The sequence below is a fragment of the Streptomyces sp. SAI-127 genome, assembly GCF_029894425.1.
Lineage (GTDB): Bacteria > Actinomycetota > Actinomycetes > Streptomycetales > Streptomycetaceae > Streptomyces.
Genome location: NZ_JARXYJ010000001.1, coordinates 7,355,228 through 7,374,216, shown reverse-complemented (window position 1 = coordinate 7,374,216; position 18,989 = coordinate 7,355,228). Strand labels below are relative to the sequence as shown.

At 68.7% G+C, this 18,989-nt stretch carries 14 protein-coding genes; 10 read left to right on the top strand and 4 right to left on the bottom strand.

Annotated features, from left to right (window positions below; translation table 11 throughout):
* The first annotated feature begins 235 nt into the window (after positions 1 to 235).
* Entirely contained in the window at positions 236 to 1,357 is a 1,122-nt protein-coding gene (locus M2157_RS33965) for an IS630 family transposase (protein WP_348541835.1), read from the top strand.
* Here the strand turns inward: M2157_RS33965 and M2157_RS33960 are convergent, their stop codons facing one another.
* From M2157_RS33960 to M2157_RS33950, 3 genes are all read right to left on the bottom strand, one after another.
* Positions 1,358 to 1,825, bottom strand: a complete 468-nt coding sequence (locus M2157_RS33960) for a GNAT family N-acetyltransferase (protein ID WP_067444711.1) — start codon at positions 1,823 to 1,825, stop codon at positions 1,358 to 1,360.
* Positions 1,826 to 2,248: 423 nt separating this feature from the next.
* On the bottom strand, positions 2,249 to 2,617 hold the full coding sequence (locus M2157_RS33955; protein ID WP_280867136.1) for a hypothetical protein: 369 nt from the start codon (positions 2,615 to 2,617) through the stop codon (positions 2,249 to 2,251).
* Positions 2,617 to 5,082 (bottom strand): AAA family ATPase, encoded by a 2,466-nt coding sequence (locus M2157_RS33950; RefSeq protein WP_280867135.1) that lies wholly within the window; start codon positions 5,080 to 5,082, stop codon positions 2,617 to 2,619. The genes M2157_RS33955 and M2157_RS33950 overlap by 1 nt, the downstream gene beginning before the upstream one ends.
* A 340-nt stretch (positions 5,083 to 5,422) precedes the next feature.
* Between M2157_RS33950 and M2157_RS33945 the strand changes: the two genes are divergently transcribed.
* The 5 genes from M2157_RS33945 (at position 5,423) to M2157_RS33925 (ending at position 14,928) form a co-directional block, all read left to right on the top strand.
* On the top strand, positions 5,423 to 7,633 hold the full coding sequence (locus tag M2157_RS33945) for an N-6 DNA methylase (RefSeq protein WP_280867134.1): 2,211 nt from the start codon (positions 5,423 to 5,425) through the stop codon (positions 7,631 to 7,633).
* Positions 7,634 to 7,724: 91 nt separating this feature from the next.
* Complete coding sequence (locus M2157_RS33940) at positions 7,725 to 9,734, top strand: class I SAM-dependent DNA methyltransferase (protein WP_280867133.1); 2,010 nt, start codon at positions 7,725 to 7,727, stop codon at positions 9,732 to 9,734.
* Positions 9,734 to 10,945 carry a restriction endonuclease subunit S gene (locus M2157_RS33935; RefSeq protein ID WP_280867132.1) on the top strand — a complete coding sequence of 404 codons (1,212 nt, stop codon included), beginning with the start codon at positions 9,734 to 9,736 and terminating at the stop codon, positions 10,943 to 10,945. The genes M2157_RS33940 and M2157_RS33935 overlap by 1 nt, the downstream gene beginning before the upstream one ends.
* A gap of 2 nt (positions 10,946 to 10,947) precedes the next feature.
* Complete coding sequence (locus tag M2157_RS33930; RefSeq protein WP_280867131.1) at positions 10,948 to 14,148, top strand: type I restriction endonuclease; 3,201 nt, start codon at positions 10,948 to 10,950, stop codon at positions 14,146 to 14,148.
* Positions 14,149 to 14,259: 111 nt separating this feature from the next.
* Positions 14,260 to 14,928, top strand: coding sequence for a hypothetical protein (locus M2157_RS33925; protein ID WP_280857221.1), 669 nt, complete (start codon positions 14,260 to 14,262; stop codon positions 14,926 to 14,928).
* A 45-nt stretch (positions 14,929 to 14,973) separates the two neighbouring features.
* Here M2157_RS33925 and M2157_RS33920 read toward each other — a convergent pair whose 3' ends face one another.
* Complete coding sequence (locus tag M2157_RS33920) at positions 14,974 to 15,255, bottom strand: GntR family transcriptional regulator (protein ID WP_280857222.1); 282 nt, start codon at positions 15,253 to 15,255, stop codon at positions 14,974 to 14,976.
* 275 nt (positions 15,256 to 15,530) lie between these two features.
* Between M2157_RS33920 and M2157_RS33915 the strand changes: the two genes are divergently transcribed.
* The 4 genes from M2157_RS33915 to M2157_RS33900 all read left to right on the top strand — a co-directional run bounded on the left by M2157_RS33915 (position 15,531) and on the right by M2157_RS33900 (position 18,696).
* Positions 15,531 to 15,725, top strand: coding sequence for a hypothetical protein (locus M2157_RS33915; RefSeq protein ID WP_280857223.1), 195 nt, complete (start codon positions 15,531 to 15,533; stop codon positions 15,723 to 15,725).
* Positions 15,722 to 15,985, top strand: coding sequence for a hypothetical protein (locus tag M2157_RS33910; RefSeq protein ID WP_280867130.1), 264 nt, complete (start codon positions 15,722 to 15,724; stop codon positions 15,983 to 15,985). Before M2157_RS33915 ends, M2157_RS33910 begins: the two co-directional genes overlap by 4 nt.
* A gap of 251 nt (positions 15,986 to 16,236) precedes the next feature.
* Positions 16,237 to 17,823, top strand: a complete 1,587-nt coding sequence (locus M2157_RS33905) for a serine/threonine-protein kinase (protein WP_280867129.1) — start codon at positions 16,237 to 16,239, stop codon at positions 17,821 to 17,823.
* A gap of 306 nt (positions 17,824 to 18,129) precedes the next feature.
* On the top strand, positions 18,130 to 18,696 hold the full coding sequence (locus M2157_RS33900) for a Uma2 family endonuclease (RefSeq protein WP_280867128.1): 567 nt from the start codon (positions 18,130 to 18,132) through the stop codon (positions 18,694 to 18,696).
* Positions 18,697 to 18,989 lie beyond the last annotated feature (293 nt).

Genomic DNA, 18,989 nt, shown 5'->3' with positions numbered 1-18,989 from the left:
TGCAGCCGTATGCCGCTCTGAGTGGCCGTATGCCGGGGTCCGTGGACTACTTGTGGACACGATCTGAGACGTTGTCCCTGCTCAACCCTGGGAACGGCGAAGGCCCCCGGACGCATCCAGGGGCCGCACCGTGCAGAGGTGCCGTTCGCTAATGCTGTGACCGCGTAGGTTCGCCGGGTTGGTGGTCGTGGCGGTTGGATGTGCGGTGACGTCCGATCCGACCGCTGGAGACGCGGTGGCTGAGCCTGTCCGTGTGCGCAGACTGACCGACCAGGAAGGTCAGCGGCTGCAGCAGATCGTGCGTCGTGGCAGCACGAGTTCGGTGCGATACCGGCGCGCGATGATGCTGCTGGCCTCGGCCGGCGGGAACCGCGTGCCGGTGATCGCGCAACTGGTGCAGGCCGACGAGGACACCGTCCGGGACGTGATCCACCGGTTCAACGAGATCGGCCTGGCCTGCCTGGACCCTCAATGGGCGGGAGGCCGTCCCCGCCAACTCAGCCCTGACGACGAGGACTTCGTCATCCAAACGGCCACCACCCGACCCGCCAAGCTCGGCCAGCCCTTCACCCGCTGGTCGATCCGCAAACTCGCCGCCTACCTGCGTAAAATCCACGGCCGGATCATCCGCATCGGCCGCGAAGCATTACGCTGCCTGCTCGCCCGCCGCGGCATCACCTTCCAGCGCACCAAGACCTGGAAGGAATCACCAGACCCCGAGCGCGACACCAAACTCGACCGCATCGAGCACGTCCTGGACCGCTTCCCGGACCGCGTCTTTGCCTTCGACGAGTTCGGCCCGCTCGGCATCCGCCCCATTGCGGGCTCTGGCTGGGCCGAGCAACGGCGTCCCGACCGGTTGCCCGCCACCTACCATCGCACCCACGGAGTCCGGTACTTCCACGGCTGCTACTCGGTCGGCGACGACCGCTTGTGGGGCGTCAACCGCCGCAAGAAGGGCGCCGCGAACACTCTCGCCGCGCTGAAATCGATCCGCGCCGCACGGCCCGACGGCGCCCCGATCTACGTGATCATGGACAACCTGTCCGCCCACAAGGGCGCCGACATCCGGCGCTGGGCGAAGAAGCACAAGGTCGAGTTGTGCTTCACCCCGACCTACGCCTCGTGGACAAACCCGATCGAGGCACACTTTGGACCGCTGAGGCAGTTCACCATCGCCAACTCGAACCACCACAACCACACCGTGCAGACCCGCGCCCTGCACGCCTACCTGCGCTGGCGCAACGCCAACGCCCGCCACCCCGACGTGCTCGCCGCCCAGCGCAAGGAACGCGCCCGCATCCGAAGCGAGAGAGGCATCCGCTGGGGAGGCCGACCTCTTCCAGCAGCAGCTTGATCAGACAGGAACTTCAAATATGACTTCGAGGCCGTCTTCCTCGTCCCATTGCTCTCCGACCTCCACAAAGCCAAACCCCGAAATCGTGGCCAGGGATGCGGCGTTGTCAGGACTGATCGTCACCCGCACGGTCCCGACTCGGGCTTCGGCAACGGCCCGATGCACCAACGCGGTCAGCATCGCCCTGGCGTAGCCCTGACGACGGTAGACGGGGACCACCGAGTAACCGAGCTCCACCATCCCCGCCTCATCCGGCGGCCCATGGAACCCGGCATACCCCACGACGGCACCTTCCGGCTCGGCCACCACAATCTCAGTGAGCCACCCCGTGTAACCCGGGTCCGAGGTCAGCTGATTGACCCGATACTGCCACACCCACTTTGCCGTGTCGGTGACGAAGTACTCGGTGAGAGCGACACCTGCTTCGGCACTCGCGCGAGCCAGGTCGTCCTTCAGCAAGGCCCTCATGGTCGTGCTCGACAACTCAACAAATCGCACGGACTTCGGGCTCGTGGGTGCCGGGGTCCGGCGCTCGACTTTGTCTGTCACAGCTCGAATCGTCGTGGAGAGTCCAGGACGTGTCCAACTGTTTCCACAGTGGCTGATGCATGCCCCCGACCAGATCGCGTCCCATCCACTCGTCCCGACCTGCGCCCCGGTGAACCTTCCCGGTCAGAGCACGCGACCGAGCCCCCGGTCATTTCGGCCAGCCGCGCGGCATAGCAGTCGTAGGCACGATCCACCGCCTTCTGCTCGAAGGCGATGATCTCTTCGCGCGTGGTGGTGCCCATGTACATATCCCCTCCCCTTGCAACACCCCGGAGGACGCTGCGACGGGCATACGCCCGGCCCCGCCGAAATAACTATCAGAGACCTGCTGATAACAAACAGTCAGATGGTCAACGTCCCGACCAGCTCACCGACCTCCGTCCGCCAGGCGCGAACCTGGTCGTGGGTAGGGCCGATCTCGTACTGGTGGTAGTGGCATCCCAGGCAGAGGTGCGACCAGACGGCGTTGGTGCGGCGAGCGGTCTCCGCCGCGGTGTAGCAGTGGAGGCACAGCAGCTTGGCCCGCATCGTGGTGTCGGCGAGCCCTGGCACCGCGGCGTCGAGCACGCGGTCGACGGAGAGCTCCAGGGCGGTCCGCAGAGCGAGGGAGGCTCCGCGGTGCCGGCCGGCGGCCGTGGCGCCCGTACGGGCGGCAAGCAGCTGATCGGCCGTCAGCAGGAGCTCCTCGACCGAGGTGGTGGGAGTGCTCATCACGCGGTCACCCCCGGCTTGCGCACCTTCTGCGCCATGATCTCGATGTCGTCCACGAATCGGTGGGGGTCGGTGATCTGCGCTCCCGTGGCGTGGGCGCCGTTCTGGCACTCCTTGAGGAGGTCCACAGCACGCGGTCCGCAAAGGGTGCGCAGTTCCCGGTAGACGTCGCCGGTCCGGCCGGCGTCGCCGAACAGGGCCAGTGCCGCGACCTTCATGAGCTTGTCGGCGCTGCCGACGGCGGCCTGCAGCTCGTCCTCGGGCGCGCCGGAGCGGTGATGCCGGATCCAGGCGGCTTCGAGGAAGGCGTTCTCCAGGGCGATACGGCACAGGCTGGGCAGCACGTGGGTCCGTGCCGCCGACGGCAGGTCACCGGAACTGGCGAGGGCCCGCGCGTCGTCGAGTGCCTGCCGTACCGGGTCTGTCACCGGCTTGACCTTCACCTTGGACGACTTGCCCCGCTCGACCTCGAACACCGTCACGGGCAGACCCTGGCTGGTGAACGCCCGCTGGAGCCGGGTGTCGTGGGTGAACACGACGACCTGCCGGTGCTCACCGAGCTCGTGCAGGACCTGGGCGAGTCCGTTGACCTTGGCGGGGTCCATGGACTGCACGGGGTCATCGATGACGATGAAGCCGAACGGGCTGTCGGCGGTGGCGGCCCGGGGCAGGAACAGAGACAGCGCGAGGGAGTGCTGCTCGCCCTGGCTCATGACGCTGAGAGCCGAGGCCTCCTGGCCGTCGACGGTGACATCCATGACGAGCTTGCGGACAGTGGCCTTCTCGCTGCCCTTCAGGCTCACGGCCTTGAGGTCGATGTTGCTCTCCTGGCGGAGCCGCTCCCAGATGCGCTGCGACTGGTCGGCGAAGCCTTCCATCCGCTGTTCCCGCAACTCGGCGGCCAGCGCCTTGATCCAGGTGCTCGCCTTCCTGATGTCCCGCAGCCGGGGCTTGTTCGCCTCCACGGCACGAGCCCTCTCCGCCCAGCCCGCCAGGCGGGTGACGAGCCCGCGCCAGCGTTCGTCCCGCTTCTCCAGTTCCCTGACGGCGTTCTCCTTGACCGCGGCGCAGGCATCGGCCAGGGTGGCGGCCGCCTCGTGGGCGCGCTGGGCGAGCTCGCCGGGATCACTGATCGTCCGGCAGGCGGTCCAGGCGCGCCACGGGTCGGCCAGGGCGGCGGGGATCTGTCGGGGCGTGTGGACGAGGTCCTGCACGGCCCGCGCGGCCGACCGGAGTTCGCTCCGCGCGCCCGCTGCTGCCTCCGCCTCCTGCCGCAGTGCGGCGATCTGCGCGATGGCGTCCGCGGTCCATGCCGGGTCCAGCATCCCGTCGGTCCCGCACACGGGGCAGGCGGCCGCGTCGGGGTGACGGTCGTGGTGCGCCACAGCCCGTTCGAGGAGTTCCGCACGCCGCAGGGCGTCCTCGGTGCCGGTGCCGCGCAGGTCCTCGGCATCGGCGAGGGCATTGCGCAGGCGGTCCAGGGCCGCATGGACCTGCGCCATCTCGGGTCCCTGCACGTCGGCCTCGGCACGCAGCCGGGCGAGCAGGCCATCGTCCGCGTCGGTGGGCAGACCGGCGATGAGGGCTTCGACGGTCGCGAAGTCGGGGGTTCCCCCCGTGTCGACGGCGACGAGTGCCTGGACCGCGCGGTCGTCATCCTCCAACTCGTACAGCGCCTCCTTGAGGTCCGGCAGCTCCGCCTTCGCCACCTTCTCCGCGTCTTCGAGCGCCTTGGCCTCCTGGCGGAGCCGGCCGTCGGCGGCATTGAGCTGCCCCAGGCCGAGGATGGTGGCGATGGCGTCGTACATCTCGGAGGGCTTGCCACTGATCATGCGGTCGAGGTCGACGTAGGACAGGAAGGGCCGGAAGTCCCGCAGGGCCTGCTTCCAGTCCGCCTCGTCGAGGGGGGCGCGGCCGTGCCCGGGTCGCCTGAGTTCGGCCCGGGAGACGTCGAAGTCGTCGCCCTCCCAGGTGCGGGTAAGGGTGCTGCGGCCGGTGTCGCCCTCGATGGCGAGCTTGACCTCGATCTCCGGCCTGCCGTCGGTGTCGTGAAGGTTGCGCCAGTTGCTGCTGCGCATCGCGTGCTGCCCCTGCCAGCGCATGTTCACACCGGTGAAGGCTGTCTCGATGCCCTCAGCGATGCTGGACTTGCCGGAGCCGTTGCGCCCCACGACCAGGTTCACGCCGGGTCTGGGGCTGAGCTTGAGCCAGGCGCGCGGTCCGATGCCACGGAACCGGGCGACGGCGACGGACTCGAGGTAGATCCGGCCGGCAGGGGAGGTCCCCCGGGGCTCGCCGTCGCCCATGGCCTCCTTCAGGAGCACCTTCACGGGCTCGGTGAGCGCCTCCTCCGCCAGGCGGGCCTCCACCAGACCAGCCACGGGCACGGACTGGTCGGACGGGGCCGGACGGGCGGGGTCGGTGGGGTGGTGTGCGTTCTGCCGGGGCTGTTCCGTCACGGTCATGCGGGTTCCTCCCGTGTGTGCGGTGGGTGGCGACTGCGGTGCGGAATGGACGCGAAGTGGACGGCCCCGAGGTATGGCGTTGCGACGAGAAGGGACCGGGAGAGATCGGATGCGTGGCGCGGTACGGCGCCAGGACGCTTCACGTTGAGGTTGCGGAGTCGCGGCCATGCTTCCATCCGGAAGCGTGACCAGATAAGCATAGCCGTGAAAGCACTGTCAAACAGCTTGACGAACTTGACGGCTGTTGTAACGTGTTAACCGTCCCTGTCCGACTGGCCCGAGAGGTGCGGAACTCCACGCCATGCCCCAGCCACCAGCCCGACCGGCGCCCTCCGCACACGTGACAGCCGCCGAGATCTCCCGCATCGCGGGGGTCACACGCGCCACCGTCAGCAACTGGCGTCGCCGCCACGACGATTTCCCCGCGCCCAGCGCAGGCACGGAGGCCAGCCCGCTCTACGATCTGTCGGCCGTCCAGGCATGGCTGCGTGGCCGCGGTCACACCTCCGCCGCCTCGCCGACCGAGGAGCTGCGGACGGCACTACGGCTGCTGGGGCCCGGCTCGGGGGTGGCCGCGCGACTCTTCCCGCTGGTGGCTGCCGCGTCCCGCCGTACGCAGGAGGAGCTGGCCGAACTCGCCGCCGTGCCCGACGACCAGCTGCTCGCCCGAGCGGAGAAGGCCGCGGGCGAGCTCCCGGCCACCGTGCCCGAGGCCGAGCCGGTCCACTACGGCCCGGACGACGCGGGCGCGGTCCGCGCGCTGCTGGGCTGCGTCCGTGAGGCGGGGGCCCAGGCCGCCCTCGACGTCCTCGCCGAACGCGAACTGGACGAGGGCGCCGCCAGCGGCGTCTACCAGACCCCGGAGGGGCTGGCCCGGCTCATGGCACGTCTCCTGCCCGCCGACGTGTCCCGCGTCCTCGACCCCGCCTGTGGCAGCGGTACGCTCCTCGCCGCCGCCGCACGGCAGGGCGTGCGGGAGCTGTTCGGACAAGACTCGCTCCCCGTCCAGGGCCAACGCACCGCGGTCCGGCTGCTGATCGCCGCACCCGAGGCCGAGACGGCGATCCGCGTCGGCGACAGCCTGCGCGCCGACGCCTTCCCCGACGTCACCGTGGACGCCGTCCTGTGCAACCCGCCGTTCGGCGACCGCGACTGGGGTCACGACGAGCTGGCCTACGACCCGAGGTGGGCGTACGGGGTCCCGCCCCGCTTCGAGTCCGAACTGGCGTGGGTGCAGCACGCCCTCGCGCACCTGGAGCCGGGCGGCCACGCCGTCATGCTGCTGCCTCCCGCGCTCGCCTTCCGCTCCTCCGGCCGCCGCGTCCGCGCGGAACTCATCCGCGGCGGGGCCCTGCGCGCCGTCGTCTCCCTTCCGGCGCGTGCCGCGTATCCGCTCCACATCGGCCTGCAGATCTGGGTGTTCCAGCGCCCCGAGCCGGGCGGCACGGACCGTGCGGCGGTGCTGTTCGTCGACGGGGAGGGCGAGCAGCGGGACGGCGCCGCGGGTACGCCGTCCGCCACCGGTACGGCCACGGTGGGTGCCGGATCCCGCGGCGGCTCGCGCTCCCGCCGGTCCGGCCCTTCCGCTTCCGCCGCCTCCACCACCACCTCTTCGGTCTCCGCCGCCACCTTCGACTGGGAGGGGCTGACGGAGCGGGTCCTCGGCCAGTGGACCGCGTTCACCACCGCCCCCGACACCTACGCCGACGAGCCCAGCGTCGCCCGCGCGGTGCCGCTCGTCGACCTCCTCGACGACGTCGTCGACGTCACCCCGGCCCGCCATGTCCGGGCGACCGCGGCCGACATCGACCCGGTAGCCCTGGCCCGGCGCGCCCACGACCTGCACGACCAACTGGCCGAGCAGGTCGCCGCCCTGGCATCCGCCTCCGCGTCCGGCGGCTGGCAGCCGTCCGGAGCATCGGCCCGCGAGTGGCGTACGGCGACCGTCTCCGACCTGGCGCGCGGCGGGGCCCTGACCGTGCTGCGGGCGGCGCCGCCCGGCACCCGCGGCTCAAAGGGCTCCGCCGCCCCCACCGTGGACCGGCCGGTCCTCACCGCCCAGGACGTCTCCACCGGCAACCCCCCGTCCGGCGGGGCCGTGGACCTCCACGCCGACGCTGCGCAGCCCGTCGCCGCCGGGGACGTCCTGGTACGCGCCCTCGCGGGCAGCGGCAACGAGTCCGCGATGACCCGGGTCGCGGACGACCGGGACGCCGGAGCGCTGCTCGGTCAGCACATCCACCTCCTGCGCCCCGACCCGGCCCGCCTCGACCCGTGGTTCCTGGCCGGGTTCCTCGGCGCCGACGACAACATCGCCTCCGCGTCCACCGGCTCCACCCTCGTGCACGTCACACCGGGCCGCCTGCGCGTACCGCTGCTGCCGCTGGAGGAACAGCGGCGCTACGGGGAGGCGTTCCGCCGCGTGTACGAGCTGCGCGCGGCAGTCCGCCGAACCGCCGACCTAGCCGCTGACACCGCGTCCACCCTCACCACCGGCCTGACCGCAGGCGTACTCCTGCCGCCGGACACCCGGGACAGCGATTCCGCCTGAAACGCCCAACGCGTCCCACCGCACACGACCACACTGGATCCCTGCCGTCCCTACGCCCGGACGGCGCTCTTCGGAAGGAAGCCGGGACCTCTTGAACAGCAGCAAGCACACGGAGCTGGCGAACCACGCCTGGTCCGTCGCCGATCTCCTGCGCGGCGACTACAAGCAGTCCGACTACGGCAAGGTCATCCTGCCGTTCACCGTGCTGCGCCGCCTGGAGTGCGTCCTTGAGCCGACGCGCGAGAAGGTCGTCGAGACCGTCGCCAAGTTCGCGGGCCAGGAGATCGACACCGACCACTTCCTGCGCAAGGCCTCGGGCCACTCCTTCTACAACAAGAGCGATCTCACGCTGCGGAAGATCGCGGCCGACCCGCAGAACGCGGCGAAGAACCTGCAGATCTACGTCGGCGCCTTCTCCGAAAACGCCCGCGAGGTCCTCGACAAGTACGAGTTCAACCAGCAGGTCAGGAAGCTCGACAGCGCGAACCTGCTCTACCAGGTCATCGGCAGGTTCACCGACCTCGACCTGCACCCCGATGTCGTGCCCAACCACAACATGGGCTACATCTTCGAGGAGTTGATCCGCCGCTTCGCCGAGCAGTCGAACGAGACCGCGGGTGAGCACTTCACCCCGCGCGAGGTCATCAAGCTGATGGTCAACCTGCTGGTCGCACCGGACGCGGACGCCCTCACCGTGCCGGGTGTCGTCCGCACGGTCATGGACCCGGCCTGCGGCACGGGCGGCATGCTCAGCGCCGCCGACGACCGCATCAAGGCCCTCAACCCGGACGCGACGGTCGAGGTGTACGGGCAGGAGCTCAACCCCGAGTCCTGGGCGATCTGCCGGTCCGACCTCATGATCAAGGGTCAGGACCCGGAGAACATCCGCTTCGGCAACTCCTTCTCCGACGACGGCCACGCCCGCCGGAAGTTCGACTACATCCTCGCCAACCCGCCGTTCGGCGTGGAGTGGAAGAAGGTCAAGGAGGAGGTCGAGTACGAGCACAAGTCGCTCGGCGACGCCGGCCGCTTCGGCGCGGGCCTGCCGCGTATCAACGACGGCTCGCTGCTCTTCCTCCAGCACATGATCTCGAAGATGAAGCCGGTGGATGTCAACGGCGGGGGCGGCTCACGCATCGCCATCGTCTTCAATGGCTCCCCGCTGTTCAGCGGTGCGGCGGGGTCTGGTGAGTCGGAGATCCGACGTTGGATCCTGGAGAACGACTGGCTGGAGGCCATCGTCGCCCTGCCGGACCAGCTCTTCTACAACACCGGCATCTCCACGTACTTCTGGATCCTCACCAACCGCAAGGACGCCGACCACAAGGGCAAGGTCATCCTGGTCGACGCGCGCGACCAGTGGCAGAAGATGCGCAAGTCGCTCGGCGACAAGCGCAAGGAGCTGGGCGACGGGACGAACGGCCGCCCCGACCACATCGGCGCCATTACCCGGCTGTACGCGGAGGCCGTCCAGGTCGCCAAGGACCCCGAGCACCCGCTGCACGGCAAGGTCAAGCTCTTCGCCAACGAGGACTTCGGCTACCAACGCATCACCGTGGAGCGGCCGCTGAAGCTGCGCTTCGAGGTGACGGAGGAGACGTTGGCGGCGCTGGCGGAGGCCAAGCCGGTGGCGAGGCTGGAGCGGAGCGAGGAGTTCGTCGCGGCGGTGCGTACGTTGCTCGGCTCGTCCTGGACGACGAAGTCCGAGGCGTTCATCGCCCTCAAGGACGCGGTGGTCGCGGCCGGGCTGACGTGGCCTTCGGGAGCGCCGTTCGCGAAGGCGGTTCGGGAGACGATCGGCGTCCGGGATCCCGAGGGCGAGGTTCAGAAGGTCAAGGGCGCGGCGGAGCCGGACACGGACCTGCGGGACTACGAGAACGTCCCGCTGGGCGAGGACGCTGAGGAGTACCTCAAGCGGGAGGTCCTGCCGCACGTTCCGGACGCTTGGATCGACCACGCGAAGACGAAGATCGGATACGAGATTCCGTTCGCGCGGCACTTCTACGTGTACAAGCCGCCGCGGCCATTGCCGGAAATCGATGCGGAGTTGAAGTCGCTGGAGGCGGAGATTCAGGCACTGTTGGGTGAGGTAACGAATTGATGAAGCTCAAGCACTGCCTTGCGGATACAGATTCGGGAGCTTGGGGCGATGACCCTGAAGATGGTCGCGGCGTTCCTGTACTACGGTCTACGGAGATTGACCTCGACGGAAACCTGGATCTTAAGGACACCGCAAATCGCTCATTGACCGAACGGGAGATTTCACGAACGCGCCTGACCAAAGGTGACCTTCTGGTTGTGCGATCCAGTGGTAGCGATGCCCACCTGGGTAAGACCGGATACGTTGGCGACGAATCGGCAGGAGCTTCATTTTCGAACTTCCTGCAGAGGCTCCGCCTCGCACCAACCCACAACTCGCGATTCGCGTGGTACTTCATGAATAGTACGTACGCCAAGCAGCAGATTCGGAAGTTGAGCTCCACGACAACTGGGCTGCAGAATCTGAGCGCTGCGCTCATTGGTGAGCTCGAGATCCCCTCTCCGTCGCTGGATGAGCAGCGCCGCATCGCCGACTTCCTTGACGCCGAGACTGCCCGCATCGACCATCTAGCAGCAAAGCTTCATCGGCAGAGTCAACTGGTTACCGAGCGGGAGGATGCCTCTATCCCCATGGGGGTTGCTGGCGCCCTTCTGTGCACCACAAAAGTGAGAACAGGGCTTCCTTGGATGCCTTTCATGAATCCAGATGCCCAGATTATCCCCTTGCTCAGAGTGCTGCAACTGCAGCGCGGCGTGGACCTATCGGACGACCAGCGCATTGACGGTCCTGTGCCGGTTGTCACAACAGCCGGCCTCAGTGGTTGGCACAATCGAGCGATTGCCGAGGGCCCGGGAGTCGTAATCCGGAGGTACGGGTCGCGAGGCAACGTTCACTGGGTAGACAGCGACTACTGGCCGCACAATACGACGCTTTACGTGAAGAATTTCAACGGAAACAGTCGTCGGTACTGTTACCATCTTCTCCGCGCCCTCCCATACGAGATGGAGCAGGTCAAGTCTGCAATCCCTGGGGTTAATCGGAATGACCTCCATCGGCTAAAAGTTGCGATGGTTCCGCAGTCTCTCCAGGAGTCAGTTGCTGAAGCTATGGATTCCGAAATGGTCAAATTTCACGTGGCGCATGAGCGTATCCAGCGGCTTAAGCAACTGCTTACCGAACGCCGCCAAGCCCTCATCACCGCCGCTGTAACCGGCCAGTTCGACGTATCCACCGCCAGCGGGCGCAACGTAACGGACGGAGTCACCGCCTAAACATGAGCCCCATCCACACGGAGTCCGCCTTCGGTGAAGCCATCGTCGCCGCCATGGTCGAGCGCGGCTGGCGCGAAGCGCGCCCGCAGGACTACCGGGCCGATCTCGGCCTGGACACCAACGAGTTGTTCACCTTCATCGGCGCGACCCAGCCCGACGAGTGGAGCGAGCTGCTCACCGTCTACGGCGGCGACCCGAACGAGGCGCAGCGCGGATTCGCCGGTCGTCTCGACCAGGCCATCGCCACCAACGGACTCCTCGACGTCCTCCGCAACGGCGTCAAGGACCGGGGGGTCCTGCTCCGCCTCGCGTACTTCAAGCCGAACCTCGTCGCCCACGACTCGGTGCTGGACGGCTACCGGGCCAACCGCCTCACCGTCGTCCGCGAACTCGAATACGCGACCAAGCAGGCAGACTGGGGCAACCGGCTCGACCTCGCCCTCTTCCTCAACGGAATCCCCGTAGCCACGGCCGAGTTGAAGAACCCGCTCACCAAGCAGGGGGTGGAGCAGGCCAAGGAGCAGTACCGCACGGACCGCGACCCCACCGAGCTGATCTTCACGCGCCGGGTAGTCGCAAACTTCGCCGTCGACCCGGACCTGGTCTTCGTCGCCACCCAGCTCAAGGGCAAGAACACCCGCTTCCTCCCGTTCAACACCGGCTCCAACGGCCCCGGCCAGCCGGGCGGCGCGGGCAACCCGGCTCCGACCGCCTACGGCACGTACGCGACCTCCTACCTCTGGGAGCAGGTCTGGCAGCCGGACAACTGGCTGGACCTGCTCCAGCGCTTCGTGCACCTGCACAAGACCAAGACGCCCGGCGGCGGCACGACGAAAACGATGGTGTTCCCGCGGTTCCAGCAATGGGACGCAGTCAAGAAGCTCACCGCGCACGCCGCGTCGCACGGTGCCGGGCACGACTACCTGGTGATGGCGTCGGCCGGCTCGGGCAAGTCGAACACCATCGGCTGGCTCGCGCACCGGCTCAGCGACCTGCACACCGCCGCCGACCCCCGTGAACTCGACCCCGAGGCCGTGTCGTCCAAGGGCCTCAAGCCGGGCGTTCCGGTCTTCGACAAGGTCATCGTCATCACCGACCGTCGTAACCTGGACGCCCAACTCCGGGAAACGATAGGCAGTTTCGAGCAGACCGCCGGTCTCGTCGTGAAGATCGACGAGAAGCACGGGGCGAAGGGCGAGCAGCTCGCGAAGGCGCTCTCCCGGGACACCGGGAAGATCGTCACCGTCACGCTGCACTCGTTCCCCGCGCTGCTGGACTACCTGCTGCGCAACCCGACCGAGCTCCGGGGCACTCACTTCGCGATCATCGTGGACGAGGCGCACTCCTCGCAGGCCGGCGATGCCGCGACCGACGTACGGGCCGTGCTACGTGAACTGGGCCTGGACTCCGACTCGGACGAGGGCGGCGCGACCGAGGTCGAGGTTCCGGCCGCCGAGCTGCGGAAGAAGCTCCGGAAGCGGGCCGAGGACCGCTCCCGCGCCGCGAACCTCTCCTACTTCGCCTTCACCGCCACGCCGAAGGCCAAGACCCTCGAACTCTTCGGCACGCTCCAGGACGTCAACGGCACGGCCACCTACCGGCCCTTCCACACGTACTCGATGCGGCAGGCGATCGAGGAGGGGTTCATCCTCGACCCGCTGCGCAACTACGTCACGTACAACACGTACTGGAAGCTGGTGAACCAGAACCCCGACGAGCGGGAGGTCGACCCCTCCAAGGCCAACTCGCTGCTCGCCCGGTACGCGCTCACCCACGACTCGACGGTCGCCCAGCACGCCCAAGTGATCGTTGAGCACTTCGTGGCGCACAGCAGGGGCCGTCTCGGCGGGCGGGCCAAGTCCATGGTGGTGACCGCCTCGCGGCAGTCCGCCGTCCAGATGGCCCGCGCGATCAAGAGCTACCTCAAGGACCGGGACTACGACACCAAGTACCCCGACCTGGGCGTCCTGGTCGCCTTCTCCGGTTCGCTCACGGTCGACGGCGAGGAGACCACCGAGTCGAAGGAGAACGGCGGTCTGTCGGAGAGCGCGCTGCCGAAGGCGTTCGGCTACACGCGTGCCGACGACAAGGCCGCGCGGGCCGGCGGTGCGGGCCGGCCCGAGTACCGGATTCTGGTCGTCGCGGAGAAGTACCAGACCGGCTTCGACCAGCCGCTGCTGACGACGATGTACGTGAACAAGTCGCTGACCGGCATCTCCGCCGTGCAGACGCTGTCCCGGCTGAACCGGACCGCCGAGCGCAAGACCCAGGCAGACCTGGCCGTGCTCGACTTCGTCAACGACGCCGAGGACATCCAGGCCGCCTTCCGCCCGTACTTCGAGGAGGCGGACGCCCTCCCCTCCGACCCCAACCTGCTCTACACCGCGCAGAGCAAGGTCATGCGGGCGGCGATCCTGTCCGGGCAGGAGATGGACGAGTTCGCCGCCGCGTTCTTCGCCGCCAAGGAGAAGGCGGCCGGCTCGCAGTCCAAGTGGGAGAAGCTGCACGCGGAGTTGTACCGGCTGCTCTCGCCGGCCGTCGCCCGCTTCACGCACCTGCTGGAGAGCGAGGACGAGGACGACCAGGAGGTGGCGGAGACGTTCCGCGCCGACCTCAACGACTTCGTCAGGAAGTACGGCTTCCTCGCGCAGATCGTCCCCTACCAGGACCCCGAGCTGGAACGGCTGCACCTCTACGGCCGCTACCTCCTCAACCGGCTGCCGCGCAGCGCCGACGGCGGCGTCGACATAGGGGAGGTCGACCTCAGCCACATGCGGGTGGAGAAGACCGGCGAGTACGACGTCTCCCTCACCGCGGACGGGTCGACGACGCTGAAGGGCTTCGGCGACGGCTCGGGCGGGGCGAAGGAGGCGGAGAAGTCGCTGCTCTCGCAGTTGATCGAGAAGTTCAACGAGCGTTTCGGCACCGAGTTCACCGAGCAGGACGTCATCCGGCCATTCGAGGAGGCCAAGGCCGATCCGAAGGTGCGGGCGGCGGCCGTCGTCAACGACGAGGAGAACTTCGGCCTCGTCTTCGACAACGTCTTCGCCGACAAGATGGCCGACCACATCGACACCATCGCGGGCATGGGCCGCCAGTACTTCGGCCCGGACAAGGGCTTCAAGTCCAGCCTGGACCGCAGCGCCCGCAAGGCGGCCTGGCGGATGATCCGCCGCGAGGAGGGGTTGGACGACGACATCTGACGTGTACGCCCCGGCTGGGTGACCGGCCGGGGCGTCCTTCGAGAACGTCACCAGTACAGCCGTAAGTACAGGTTGCCCTCAGCACGAGGTGCAGCAAATGGGGAGGGGTAAATGGACAACGCGGTGGACGAGCCCGCAGGCTCTCGGCTCCAGAAAGCCGTCGAGACGATCGTCATGACACCGGCAGCAGCCGAAAAGGTCGTGGACGGTTACCGCGGGGCCTTCGAGGACAAGAACGAGCGGAAGCCCGAGAGCCTGGAGGACAAGCGCCGGATCGCGGCCAAGATCATAGGCCGGTACTCCAAGATGTCGGCAGCCGCTGGGGCTGCCACCGCCGCCCCGAGCGTGATTCCGGGAGTCGGGACCGCGGTCGCGATCCTGGGCGGTGGTGCCACCGACGTCGCCGTGACGCTCAAGCTCCAGGTCGACATGTGCATGTGCCTGGTCGAGGTGTTCGAGACCGAGCTGAGCACCGAGGACAAGAAGCACCTCGCCTTCACCATCGCCTTGGCGGGTTCGGCGGAACAGATGGCGTCGAAGGGCGGCAAGGCGGCGGTACAGAAGATCGCCCAGAAGCTGGTCTACCAGTACCTCACAGGGCCCGCCCTGGTCACGATCAAGCAGCTGTTCAAGCGGGTGTCCATCACCTTCACCCAGAAGGCGATGGCCAAGGCGATTCCGGCAGGCGTGGGTGTCGCTTTCAGCAGCTCGACCAACTACGTACTGACGAGGGTGGTGGGCAGGGTTGCCGTCGCCGTCCTGGCCAAGGATGTGAAGTAGCAGCGCCGCATCAGGCCCGTGATCGCCGACTCAGACCGAGCTTGGCTATGCGGAGGGGGCGGGGGTTTCGGAGGAGGGCGGCAGGGGGTCGGCGACGAACCACCCCCGCTGGGGTACGGCGTACACCCAGCCTTCTTCGGCCAGCAGTCCGAGCCCCCGCCGCACGGTCGTACGCGCGATCCCGTATCGCTGCACAAGCTGGGCCTCACTCGGCAGCATCCGCCCGGGCTGCCAATCACCGCGCTGAATCTGCCCACGCAGGATCTCGGCCAGTTGCCGGTACGGGGTCAGCGGCGCGCCATGGTCGATCTCAGCATCAGGGTTCATGGACTTGACGCTAGGCAAGCCGACTGATGCACGCTCTTTGAGATACGTCTCGCGACGAATCGATACAAGGCGATACCATGCCCCAAAGAAACACCCCGGCCGGAAGGGTGAGAGCTTCCATGCCGGGGCTGAGCCGACTGATTGGGAGTCGACCTATGCGCAGCCTACTGGCCGCGATTCTGGCCCTGTTCCTGCCCGCCCGGGGTGCCCATCGCGCCGCAGCACCGCCGTCACTGCCCCCTATCTCCTGTCCCCCCGCTCCGGAACCCCCGCCCGTGATCACGTGTCCGCATCCGGCGGACGTCATCACCGCCGACGGCATGCCCCTGGTCCGGCCGTACGTCGTCGAATGGGAACGCGAGCGGGACGAACATGACCGGCGCCACCTTCAGCGCGAGCGGCGCCGGGCGGCGGTCCTGGCGACGCTGGGGCAGGACTACGTTCCGGTTCCGTGGGAGGTCGCCGCATGAGCACGAGTACGCCGCGTCTGCGCAGTCTCGGCCTCGACCCGGCCACCGGCAAGGAGGCCCTGGCGGTCACGCACCCCGGCGGCCGTCTTGAGGAGCTGGCCGACGCGCACGCGCTGAAGGCCGCCGCTGTCCTGGTGACGGTCGTCGGCGCAGTGCTGGAGGTGGGGAAGGCGTCGGACACCGAGCTCGCCGCCTTCGTAACGCCGTTGCACGCCGCGCTCGAAGAATGCGTCGGCATCATGGCGGCGGACAGGGAGTGACGGCGTAGAGGCAATTCGGCCGCAGGGCCGGTGGTGCCGTGGGTGCCCGGGGTTCCTCCTGGGCACCCACCGTCCACCGACCGCGGCACGGGGCTGTTCCTGCGGCGGGAGGCCGGCCGCCGCCCCCTCCTGCCCGTCGTCCACCGCCGGGCTCATGTCCATGTCGCACCGCGAACCCTGGACGGCATCCTGACGCAGCGGTCACACTTGACCCCTGACCGTGACTGTTCATCACGCACACCGGGGGCAAGGTGCCGCAGGAGGCGATCTCCGACCGTTACGAACTCCTGGAGGAGCTCAGCCACGGCGGCATGGGCGACGTGTGGCGCGGCTACGACGCCGTGCTCGACCGGCCCGTCGCCGTGAAGCTGATCCGGCAGGCGTCGGTCACCTCCCCGCAGCTGGCCGAGGAGTTCGCCAAGCGCTTCCGTCGCGAGGCCCGCATCACCGCGCGCATCCAGCACCCCGGCGTGCCGCAGGTGTACGACGCGGTGCTCGACGCGTCCTTCGAGCGGCTGTTCCTGGTGATGGAACTCGTCGACGGCGTACCGCTGTCCGCCTACCTCGACCCCGACCGGCCGCTGCCGGTCAGCTGGGCGGCAGCCGTCGCCGCGCAGGTCGCGACCGTGCTGTCGTACGCGCACGACGTGCCGGTGATCCACCGGGACCTCAAGCCGGGCAACATCCTCGTCGCCCGCGACGGCACCGTGAAGGTCCTCGACTTCGGCATCGCGGCGATTCTGCGCACCGACGTCACCAAGCTGACCGCCACCGGCAGCCCCATCGGCACCCACCAGTACATGTCGCCGGAGCAGGTCCGCGGCGGACGCATCACCCCGCAGACCGACCTGTACGCGCTCGGCTGTGTGCTGCACGAACTCCTCAGCGGGCGCCTCGTGTTCGAGGCGGAGAGCGAGTACCTGCTGATGTACCAGCACGTCAACGCCGCCCCCACCCCGCTGCGACACCTGCGGTCCGACGTCCCCGAGGCGCTGGAGGAGCTGGTCCTGCACCTGCTGCGCAAGGCACCCGAGGCGCGGCCCGCAGACACGCAGGAGGTGTACGCGCGGCTGCTGCCGTTCCTCCCGCCGGCAGGCCAGGAGCCGGGCACGGCGGATGCCGGGCCGACCGGCGCGCCCGACCCGACGGACGTGTTCCGTCGCCCCTTCGCGCCCCGCGCCCGCGCCCAGGCCCCGGCGCCCGGAGGCCCGGCTCCGACGGCCGTCCTCCCGGGGTCCCCGCCGGTGCCCGTCCCCGCCCGGCTGCGCGAGGACATCAAGGAGGCGTACGCCCACTCCGACGCCCTGCTGGAGGAGGAGCGGTTCGCGCAGGCCGCCGAGGTGCTCGGCGAAGTCATCGCACCCGCCGCCCTCGCCCTCGGCTCCGAGAGCAAGCAGGTCCTGGCGCTGCGCCGCCAGCGAGCGGCCATCCGCCTCCTCGGCGGCGACTACCGGGCCGCCCTGCCCGAGTTCGACGCCCTCGCCGACGCCTACGCCCGTATCGCCGGGCCCACCAGCGAGCAGGCCCGCGCCTGCCGCGCCCAAGCGGCCCGGTGCCGCGCCGAGCTCGGCCAGGTCACCGACGCGCTGGCCGCGCTCCAGGGTGTGCTGAACGTCGTGCGGGCCGTCGACAGCGACGTGAGCGAGGAAGCCGTGGAGCTGCGGCACAACATCGGGATGCTGCTGCTCGCCCAGGGCCGGACCGCCGAGGCGCGGCAGGTCCTCGAACCACTCCACCAGGACATGTGCATGGTGTTCGGCCCGGAGGACGAGATGACCGTCGAGATCGCCGAGGCGCTCGCCGTGATCCGCCTCGACCTCGACGGTTCGGCTTCCTGACCCGCTTCCTGCACAAGCGACATCGCCAACACCATGCCGCTCTGCGGCCGAGGGTTTCGCGACGGTCACGTCGCCGGGTGGTTCAGCGCTCACCGGTGTGGCCGCCAGGTCAGTGGTGCCGCCGGCCGTGTTCCGATCCTCTGGCGGCGAGTCCACCGCGCCGGTCTCCCCCTTGTCGTGGGCTTGCTGGTCGGATGTCGGCCGCCGGGAGGGAGCGTGAGCGAGATCAGCGTTCCGGACGGATGGCAGACAGTACGCTGAATCCAGCGGGATCGGGCCCGCGGCACAGTGTCCGGGAGGTGCTTCATGACGGCCGAGATGGTGGCCCCGGCGTGGATGCATGAGCAGATCACGGCGGAGGAGTACGAGTCCTGGTCCGAGGAGCAGTGCGCCGGGATCGAGATCGTGGACGGGATGGTCGTTGTGAGTCCGAGCGCCTCCAAGCGGCACAACCGGCTGGCCCGGATTCTGGCGAACGCCCTGGATGCCGCCGCGGGCCCGGAATGGAACGCCGACACGGACTTCGACGTCCGGCTTCAGGACGTCCCGCTCACCAATCGCCGCCCGGACGTCGTCGTGTACCGCGCAGAGACGATCGACATCACCCCGACCCGCCCTGAGCACGTGCTGCTGGTCGCGGAGGTGGTGTCGCCGGGCTCGGAGACCACCGACCGGATCGTGAAGGTCGACCAGTACGCCAAGGCAGGCATTGCCTTCTACTGGCGGATCGAGCAGGCCGTGACAGGTGTCCCTCTCGTGTACACCTATGTTCTCGACCCCGCGACGAAGACCTACCGGGACGGAGACGTCTTCACCGGCGTCCTCAAGGTCGCGGCCCCCTTCCCGGTGGAGGTCGACCTCGGCCAGGTCTGACCATGCACTGCTTGGCAGTCGGCGACGCGTGAGCGATGCGTGAGCGGACTGCCCGAACAGGGCGGCATGAGCCGGATCAAGCGGCTCGCCGCGCGGTTCTGACCAGGGAAAACAGCACCGTACGGCAGCGCCAGGCAGCCCTCGGCGGGGATTCGATCCCACTACCGCCGGCCCGACACCGCGAAGCCCTCATGCCGGCACCCGCGCGTCTCGCCGGGTCCGCCATCGCGAGCGCGCCGCCCCGGCCGCTCGGGGAGATCTTGACGGACGTGCGTGCGGACCCCGTTTCCTGA